The organism is Deltaproteobacteria bacterium, from assembly GCA_026712905.1.
In the GTDB taxonomy this organism is placed as follows: Bacteria; Desulfobacterota; Binatia; order UBA9968; family JAJDTQ01; genus JAJDTQ01.
Genome location: JAPOPM010000247.1, coordinates 1 through 8,270 on the forward strand (window position 1 = coordinate 1; position 8,270 = coordinate 8,270).

General features: G+C 62.5%; 9 protein-coding genes. 5 read left to right on the plus strand and 4 right to left on the minus strand.

The annotated features are described in order from the left end of the window. On the plus strand, nt 1-203 hold a 203-nt coding region (locus OXF11_20970; protein ID MCY4489561.1), incomplete at its 5' end, for a hypothetical protein. 820 nt (nt 204-1,023) lie between these two features. Here the strand turns inward: OXF11_20970 and OXF11_20975 are convergent. From OXF11_20975 to OXF11_20985, 3 genes are all read right to left on the minus strand, one after another. Further along, a complete protein-coding gene (locus OXF11_20975; GenBank protein ID MCY4489562.1) occupies nt 1,024-1,260 on the minus strand; it encodes a hypothetical protein in 237 nt (78 codons plus the stop codon). Nucleotides 1,261-1,303: 43 nt separating this feature from the next. Further along, complete coding sequence (locus OXF11_20980; GenBank protein ID MCY4489563.1) at nt 1,304-2,848, minus strand: flavin monoamine oxidase family protein; 1,545 nt, start codon at nt 2,846-2,848, stop codon at nt 1,304-1,306. Between the two features lie 76 nt (nt 2,849-2,924). Then, nucleotides 2,925-3,089, minus strand: a complete 165-nt coding sequence (locus tag OXF11_20985; protein MCY4489564.1) for a hypothetical protein — start codon at nt 3,087-3,089, stop codon at nt 2,925-2,927. Between the two features lie 2,714 nt (nt 3,090-5,803). On the opposite strand from OXF11_20985, the gene OXF11_20990 reads away from it, so the two are divergent. The 3 genes from OXF11_20990 (at nt 5,804) to OXF11_21000 (ending at nt 7,011) form a co-directional block, all read left to right on the plus strand. Continuing rightward, complete coding sequence (locus OXF11_20990) at nt 5,804-5,992, plus strand: hypothetical protein (GenBank protein MCY4489565.1); 189 nt, start codon at nt 5,804-5,806, stop codon at nt 5,990-5,992. Between the two features lie 443 nt (nt 5,993-6,435). Next, nucleotides 6,436-6,777 carry a hypothetical protein gene (locus OXF11_20995; protein MCY4489566.1) on the plus strand — a complete coding sequence of 114 codons (342 nt, stop codon included), beginning with the start codon at nt 6,436-6,438 and terminating at the stop codon, nt 6,775-6,777. A 60-nt stretch (nt 6,778-6,837) separates the two neighbouring features. Continuing rightward, nucleotides 6,838-7,011, plus strand: coding sequence for a hypothetical protein (locus OXF11_21000; protein MCY4489567.1), 174 nt, complete (start codon nt 6,838-6,840; stop codon nt 7,009-7,011). 65 nt (nt 7,012-7,076) lie between these two features. On the opposite strand, the gene OXF11_21005 is transcribed toward OXF11_21000, so the two are convergent. Next, nucleotides 7,077-7,232, minus strand: coding sequence for a hypothetical protein (locus OXF11_21005; protein ID MCY4489568.1), 156 nt, complete (start codon nt 7,230-7,232; stop codon nt 7,077-7,079). 868 nt (nt 7,233-8,100) lie between these two features. Here OXF11_21005 and OXF11_21010 point away from each other — a divergent pair. Beyond that, on the plus strand, nt 8,101-8,270 hold a 170-nt coding region (locus OXF11_21010; GenBank protein ID MCY4489569.1), incomplete at its 3' end, for an Arm DNA-binding domain-containing protein.

The following is an 8,270-nucleotide window of genomic DNA, read 5'->3' on the forward strand; positions in this document are numbered from 1 at the left end:
CCCTAGAGGACGTTCCGACGCTGGGGACCTTGCAGTGGAACGGCATGCCGGTCCGCGACGGGCGCTTCACGGGCGGCACGACGGCCAGCGACTCACAGGCGTATGACGCCACCGGGCAGTTCGGCGGCGCCCGCCGCGCCGGCGTCGTCGGTCACGCTTCGGGTCCGGCGTTCCGCTCGGTGTTCCATGGCGAGAAGGACTGAGGCCGGGCGGCGCAGGCGCGCGGTCCCGGCGGTGCGTCGGCGCCGCCGGGGTTCCCTCTCCCGCGCTGGGGCGGGACACGGCGCGCCGCCGGCTCTCGGATCGGTGTCGGGGACAGGCCGGGGTCGGGCGCGGGCGTCAGGCGCGGGTGACCTTCCACAGCACCTTTCCGACGACGTGGACCTCCGTGGTCATCGGAAATCCGCCATACAAGGAGAAAGCTAGGGGACGAGGGGGGTGGATCGAGGCCGGAACGACGGGCTTGACAGCACCGCTTCTGCGGTGGATGCCGCCTCCAGAGTGGGGCGTCAGTGCGCACGGGAAGCACCTTTAGCAATCCCCGGTCGACCCGGTGGAGGTCAGCACTCCCATCAAGCGGCGAGAGAGTCGCTACCCGGAGGAAAGCACATGGTAGGGTGCAAGGGCGCTGGGGTTCCACCAGAAGCAACACCGTCAGAACGTGTTTCATGGAACCTCCTTGCTTCAGGTCAGTCAAGAGTACGACGAGAACAGCATTCCAGGCAAAGCATTTCGAGACGTGGCCATTGCACTGGAAAAGGATAAGATTGGCTACTACGGTCATGACTTACCACCGCCCGCCCCTCTGCCAGTTCCATCGGAACACGAAGACGTGATAAACGGGACCCTAGCGGCATGATTGAACGTCTGGAATACACCTTATTTCTGCTGCCTACCTGTCCAACCAACCAGGACCACCTCAACCCTCCCGAAGTGTGACACCCGGAATTCGCTTGCAAATGCTATCCAGGGGGACATTCCCCGTTCCTCTCCCACCTGGCACCGATGGCGCACACCAGCCCTTCAAATCGCCAACGCCCACCCCTTCGGCGTCAACCTGACCCGGTATAGGGCGCCTTCTGCCGTGTCCGGGCTATCATTGACCACGGCCATACCTTTTTCCTGAAGGTCCGAGAGAATCTCGAACCCTTCCCGATCCACGAGGATCGGGGTCTCGTGCAGCGGCCCTTTCGTGGCCGCGCGGATGCGCTGAAGCAGCAGCTTTTCGTACTTGTCCAGATCCTGCCGTTCATTCTCCATGAAATGATCCTCGACAAAGCAGTCGCCTTGCCAGACACCCGTGTCATCTCGCCATGGTGCGCTCATGGATGGAGTTGACCACTGCATGGGCTGCCAGCGCGGCGCCCTCCTGCCATCCGGGCAGGCCGGTCACCTGATCGCCGGCGAAGTAGATGGCCCCGTCCGGCCTTTGAAGCGCTTCGGGCGACTTGTGGCGGCTCTTCGGCCAGCCTCCCTTCTGGAAAGGCGTCTTGAGCCAAGACCGGCTAACACCGGTCTCGAGTTCCGCCCCGAATCCCGGGTGAATCTGCTCGCCCTCTGCGGCAGCGGCCCGAAGCCGCTCCCGCGGGGTCATGTCCCCGAAGCGCAGTCCGGGCTTGTCGTCCCAGATATAGGCGCCGACGATGATCCCCTTGGCGCGGTGATAGCCGTAGGGCGGATACCAGATCTGGGTGATGTCCTGGTCGGTCCACGAGATCCCGCCGTAGATGGCGTGGTCTTCCTCCCAAAATCGCCGGCGGGCCTGGAAGGCGATCTTCACGGCCGGCACGAACTCTATCGATCCGATAGCCGCCCGGGTCTCCGGGGAGAAATCGTTGGGAATGTCCTTCAGAACGGGAGCGGGTATGGTGCAGATGGCAAAGTCCGCGTCGATTGCGTCTTTCTCCGTCACGATGCGAACACCGTCGGGGGTCTTCCGGATCTCCTTCACGATGCTGCGGTATCGTATGAGCGGGCCGACGTGCTTCTCAAAAGCCTTCGCGATGGCGTCCATCCCGCCGACGGGCTGAAACAGTGTTGGGTTCTGGTTGACGAATTGGCTGAAGTGGAGTTTGTACTGCCAGAAGTCCGCCTTGAGGATCTCCCTCAAGTCCAGGGGGGCGTTGACGTCTCCGGCCTTGAGGCCCTCGTGGACCTGCTCGCCGCGATAGCCGGCGCGGTTCGAACCCTTGTACAGCCGATCCGGGTTCAGGCCGCCGTACCTCACGAGCATTTCAAGGATCCGCTCCTTGTCCTCGCCGGTCAGCTCGCTGTCCAGGGCGCCCTGGTCGACCGCCTTGGCCAGCAACTCGGCGACATAGCCGCGAGTATCGGTGATGACCTGGCGGGCCGCCACGGGGTTGCCGCCGAAGCGTTCCCGGTTGTGGAACAGGGCGGCGCGGTGGTCGTTCGTGAAGACCTCGAGCTCGACGCCGAATTCCTTGCAGTATCCCAGGATCGCCCGGTGATGATACGGGATCCGCGCCGGCCCGAGATTCGCGTAAAGGTGGTCTCCGCGGTCGAAGTCCACCCGTTGCCGGCCGCCGAGTTCTTCTATCGTGTCACCGCCGCGCACCGTCCGATTGCGGCCGCCGGCGCGGCCCGTGGCCTCCAGAATCGTGCAGTGATAGCCGGCCTTGGACAGCTCATAGGCGGCCGTCATGCCGGAGATGCCGGCCCCGAGAATGACCACGCTCGTTCCTTTGCCCGAGCCCCGGGGCAGATCGGGAGAGCTTGCATGAGCCAAGCCCGCTTCCGCGAGACCCAGCGCCTGCATGGTTCGATAGACCGCGTCCACACCGGCGACCGCGCCCACGGATCGAACAAAGTCCCGTCTGGTCATGCTCATCGTGGTGCGCTCTCCTTGCGTGCTACTTCTCGAGATGGCGGAAGTCGCTGGTGTTCCTCAGCACGTGCCACAACCGTCAGTCCCAAGGCTTCATCGCCGTTGGGGGAGTCTCCGTTTCGAGCCCGTCGGAGCGGTATCCCGTGTAGTTGCTGCCACAGCTCAGGTCACGGTGCATGAGCCGACGCCCCACCAGACCCACGGCCGCCGAAGTGATCTGCACCGCCGTATCCTTGCGCCGCATGTTGTGTCGGCCGGGGAATCGTTGACGTACCTTCCCAGGTGCACACTGCTCATCTTGTGGTAGACGTCGTGGTGTCCCCGTTTGAGCATGGACCGGAAGGACTCAATGCCGTTTGTGTGTGCCATCCCGTCCACATGCTTCCGACCTGCTTGCCGAGCTTGTGGTTGGGAAGACCCTGCTAGGCGTGCGGGTTATCGGTGAAGAACTCCGTGCCTGGATCGATGTTCCAGTTGACGAAGCCATGCAGCGTTGGTCTGTCTGCACACTTGATCACTCACGGTTCTTCGAACCAACACGATGGTTCTGCCCGCGGGGCCGCTTCCGCGATGGGGCAGTTCGCTCATGCTTGTTCTTTCCCCGCCACCGATAGGGTCTCGTCGGCCTCACGGGACCGCGGAAGGGGTCGGTGCCACCGGCCCATCCTCCCTCAACGGCGCGTCATGAACCATGCGTCTTCTAAGTCACCTCGACGTCCCGGGAGAGTTTCATTCCGGACGCGCCCTTCAGGCCGGTGACGCATAGGCAGATCGTCCTACCCACCTCTTGAGCGGCACCTTCGAGCGTTCCAGCGCCGTCCTGGCGGGCACCGAGAAGTACATCTTGCACGACCGACACCGGTATGGCAAGGCTTCTCGCTTGCCACGTGCAATGTGTTCTTGCTCTTGCACCCAAGGCACGGCTGCACGCCATCGGACACCGTTGCAGATCGAAGGCGCCGACGTTCCGACTGCCCGTCGACGAACATCTCGGCCACCTCGATGATGCTGAGATGTCCGCTCGGTACGCCTGGCCCGGTGCTCATCGCTTGCCCACGTGGCACCCCCTCTCAGGTCCGTCATGACCATGCCCGACTATACCGATATCGTTGAAAAACGCTTTGTGGCGGTTTGCCTCGTCCGAGAGTCGGCGTTGAGTTGGACGGTCGGTCACCGCGCGTCGTTATCAATTTCCCATGACGAGCCGCAAGCAGCCTCGAGAGAAGGCGCGACAGACTCTTGGCCGAGGCGACGGACTTCATTCGCGCCAAGCAGACCTCCGACCGCCAGGTCCATGACGACCATACCTGCTTCATTCCCGGCCCCGGAAAGGCAATGCAAATCACTTGGCTCGAATTCCGGGGTACTGTGGACAATTGGGGTTGACAAGCGGGGGCGGATGTGGGATCGGATTGGGCGATGGATCCTAACGGCCAGCTTGTAGAGTCTCCTCGAGGTACACACGCAGATCACGGAGAGGCCCATTGGCACGTTCTATCTGGCGTTGTGTTTCCCCTTGGGGGTTTGCAGCCAGAGAGTCTAGAAGCTGCACGGCAAAAAGCGCGAGACCTTCTTGAGTATCTTCGTATACGGCGTACCCGGGTGGGGGTTGAGATCGTTTCCCCTCTTTGTCCTCGTAGTGCGCTTGCATTGCCAGAACGAGCCGCCCTCCGTTTGGAGATCGGTGAAGAACGCCGTGATCGAGAGGACGTAAGGGTACTAGACCGCCTAGAGGATACACTTGAGGATCTCTTAGCGCTGAAACCACCTTCAGTTGAAGTGTCATGATCGTTCCTTTCGTGCGTTGAGGGGCCCAGCAGATGGCGGTCTGCCGGCCCCATGTTCATAGGGGCTGCAAGCGCAGCCGGGGCTTCCGTTTCTGGCCCGGACCTCCTCGCAACAGGCGGGGGTTTTCACAGGGCCCTCGGCGCTGGGCCATCCCAAGACGATGATGGAGCTGGTCTGGATCGTGATGGGATGGAGCACCGCCGTAGCGGCGGTGCTCATCTACTTGCTGGCAGCCGGTGTGGCGCTCAAGTGGTGTGGTAGGGTGTCCTCAAAGGAGGAAGACCACCAAGATGCGGATCTCGTTCGGGCCGGAGGACATCCAGACCATCAAGCTCATCTGCGAGTCTTGCAGGAACGAGACGCGCTGGAACCGAGATCAGAAGAAACGGCCACCTCCCCGACTTCTGCCCATGGTGCAGGACGCAATGGAACACGGCGATGTCCTATCACGCCTGGGAATGGCTCAAGAGCTTCCTGAACATGACCATGGCGGTCGACACCTTCAAGGACGAGCCCTTTCTCTCTCGAGTTCGAGCTGGATTCCAAGCTCAAGGAGTAGGCCGTGGCAAGATCCACCAAGTCGAAGATCCCCCGCGACCCCAACAAGGCCGCCGGCCGGGCCGTGAAGACGGCGACAGGACAGCTCCCGATGGACCCCTCGGCTCTCCGCTCCCGGGTCACCCTGAACTTCACCCCGCGGGACGGAAATGTGGTAAAATCGCAAGGTGAACCGGCTGTCTCTGACGAAGAGAATCCAGGTCCTGCAGCTCCTGGTCGAGTGCGGGGGCATCAGGTCGGAACCACGACGTCCACACTAAGAAACGTAGCGGCTGAGCACGTCCAGGCCGACGAGATCCATTCCTTCATCTGCGCCAAGACGCCCCCGCCCGACGCCGGCGACTGCTACACGTGGGTCGCCATCGACACCGACACGAAGCTCGTGATCTCCTACCTCACCGGCGGTCGGGGCATGGAAGAGGGCAGGATGTTCATGCGCGACCTGAAGTCGCGACTCTCGAGCCGGATGCAGCTCACCACGGACGAATACTCGGTGTACGCGCCGGCCGTGAAGGAGGCCTTCGGGGGCAACGTGGACTTCGAGTTCGGGGATGCGGCCAACAGCTTCGTGGAGCGCCAGAACCTGACCACCGGACGCACATCAAGCGGTTCGTGCGGCGGACGAACGCGCACTCGAAGAAGATCGAGAACCACGTGGCCGCGGTCCACCTGCACTACCTCGGGTACAACTCGGTGCGGATCCACGAGACGATCCGCTGCACGCCGGCGATGGAAGCCGGGCTCACCAAGCATCTTCACGGCATGGAGTGGGTGGCGCAGGTGGTTGAGGATTACGACTGACGCTTGACGGCGCCGCCAGCTCTAGATACCATTTCCCTGCGGATGAAGAAGCCGCTGAAATATCTGCTTCAGGACACAGTGGACGTCCTCGCTCTTCTTGGCGCCCTTGCCTTCGTTGTGGGCCTGGTGTGGCTCCTGGTGGTGGGAGTTCGGGGTCTGGTAGAGTCCTGAAACGACAAGAGCCGCCTCGAGGGCAGTTCTCGGGCCCGAGGAGGGGCACAAGGTCGGAAACCGTTGGACAGCCGTTCCTTCCCTGTACCGCAACCCGTTTGCGCGGTCAAGCCATCCTCTTCACCGAGGAGGGATCATGTCCAACTTCGAACTCGAGCCGTTCCAGGAGGCTCTCAAGGAGCCCGACCAGCGCATCGACGAACTCGACACCTGCTGGCCGTGGCGGTTCGGAAGATCCGGCGCGACCACGCCACCATCAAGGAACTGCGGGGATGAGGCGCTTTCTGAGCATCGGTTTCGTGGCCGGCTTTCTGGCCGCCACGCCCCACTTCGCCGGCGCCCATGGCGGCGGCCTGAACCGTGACGGCTGCCACCGCGAGACGGCTACTGGCGGTTATCACTGTCACCCGGGGAATAGTAAGAGCAGCGGCCGCGACGTCAACTGGGAAACCATCGGAATCGTCGTGGGGGAAATCCTTGTGCTCGGGACCATCCTGTTGCCCTTCACGAAGCGTGACGACGCACCCGTGTTCGACGAGACTCTGAAGAGGGGTCTGCGCTTGATGCCGGCGCGCGGCGACCAAGTGGGGGCGTTTCCGGAGGTGCGGTGGTAAACGCAGCCCCTTCTCCGAGGACATGTTGTCATGGCCGCCCGTGAGGTTCGTGAGGGACTCATGAAAAGGGAAACGAAATCCGCGATGCGCGTCGATGAGATCCGGGTGGAGGAAGTGGACAAGGAATACTTCGTCTGGCTCGACGGCAAGCTCCTGGTGCTCACCGCCCAGCAGGCTCAGATCATGATCGACCAGCTCGACGCGGCCATCCGCGCGCGCTGGAAGCCGAAGTAGGTCTCTCCCCACAGCCCCCCACGCAAAGCGGGCCACCCTGATATGGGGTGGCCCGTCCCGCCTACTCAGTGCCTGGTGCACCTGGCGTTGAGTTGGGCGCTCTCCTTGAGCTTGGTTTCGAGCATGTCGATCTTTGCGTCGAGGATGCGGAGCGTTGCATTCTTCTCCTGGCAGCCCTCGCACTCGCAGGGCTTTCCGTGGGTACAACCGCAGTCGGGCATGGGGCACCTCCTTGTGAGTTTGGAGGCGCCGATTCTTGCGCTGCCTTCGCTCGAGCTCAGTGAGCCTCGCGAGGGGGGTCGTCGAGGTTCCCGATTTCGGTGTTGATGCAGGTGTTCCTGTCCTGGAGCTGCGCTCGTGAGGGAGATCCGGGAAGCTTAACTTTAGGTTGACCGGCTGGACAACGAGCGTCAGGATCTCGACATCTGCGGTTGCCAAGATCCGCCTACACAAGGCGATGGAAGGGGAAGCGAAGGCGAGGCGCCCCCGCGGCGTGATCATCGGCGCCGTCCACGTGAAACTCGCCACCGGAGTTCCCGCCGGCGCATCCGCAGAACCACCACAGGATCACCGTCACTTACGGAAGGGAACGACGGGCCTTAGAATGATGAACAGGCTGCCGAGATGAGGCGGAGCCAGATTCTCGGGCTACTTCCCCAAGGAGAAGTCACTAAGAAATGTTCGCCGAATCAACCCATTCAATGGACTTCTTTGGGGGCAGGGTGTTGGCGGGATGCTGCCTAAGGAGGGGGTAAGCAATGAGCGCCAAGCCAATCTGATCCGGGCGCTGTCTTGATATCGCAGAGTGCGCATGAAGTATTGACCAGAGGCTTCAACCGCTTTGGGGGCGCCAAGGGATATCATGGCCCCATGGCCCGCTAGTCGGATGTTCTCGTGTGTACAAACGGAACTACGAGACTGTCTTGGCAGCCATTAGGCCGCAGCTGGGCTTCCCCGTGCGGCCTTCGCTGTAGCCGGCGGCGCCGTAAATCCGGCTATGTGTGGAGAGGCTGGCCAACTCGATCCGGTGGGAATCTCGTCCATGTGGCGGGTGCCCGATACACTTGACGAGAGGGGTGGGACGACAAGTTGCCGGGCTTCGGTCTTCGCGTCCAACCTTCCGGCGTTCGCGCCTATATCGTTAACTATCGTGTCGGTACCGGTGGGCGCAGGGCCACCAACCGGCGCTTGGTCATAGGACGCCATGGACGTGTGACCGCCGACCAGGCGCGGCGCTTGGCTCAGGAAACCCTCGGCCG

Coding starts and splice junctions, on each gene's coding strand:
- OXF11_21005 (MCY4489568.1), bottom strand. CDS start 7,232: ATGCCCGACTGCGGTTGTACCCACGGAAAGCCCTGCGAGTGCGAGGGC.
- OXF11_20980 (MCY4489563.1), bottom strand. CDS start 2,848: ATGAGCATGACCAGACGGGACTTTGTTCGATCCGTGGGCGCGGTCGCC.
- OXF11_20975 (MCY4489562.1), bottom strand. CDS start 1,260: ATGGAGAATGAACGGCAGGATCTGGACAAGTACGAAAAGCTGCTGCTT.
- OXF11_20985 (MCY4489564.1), bottom strand. CDS start 3,089: ATGCGGCGCAAGGATACGGCGGTGCAGATCACTTCGGCGGCCGTGGGT.
- OXF11_21000 (MCY4489567.1), top strand. CDS start 6,838: ATGAAAAGGGAAACGAAATCCGCGATGCGCGTCGATGAGATCCGGGTG.
- OXF11_20995 (MCY4489566.1), top strand. CDS start 6,436: ATGAGGCGCTTTCTGAGCATCGGTTTCGTGGCCGGCTTTCTGGCCGCC.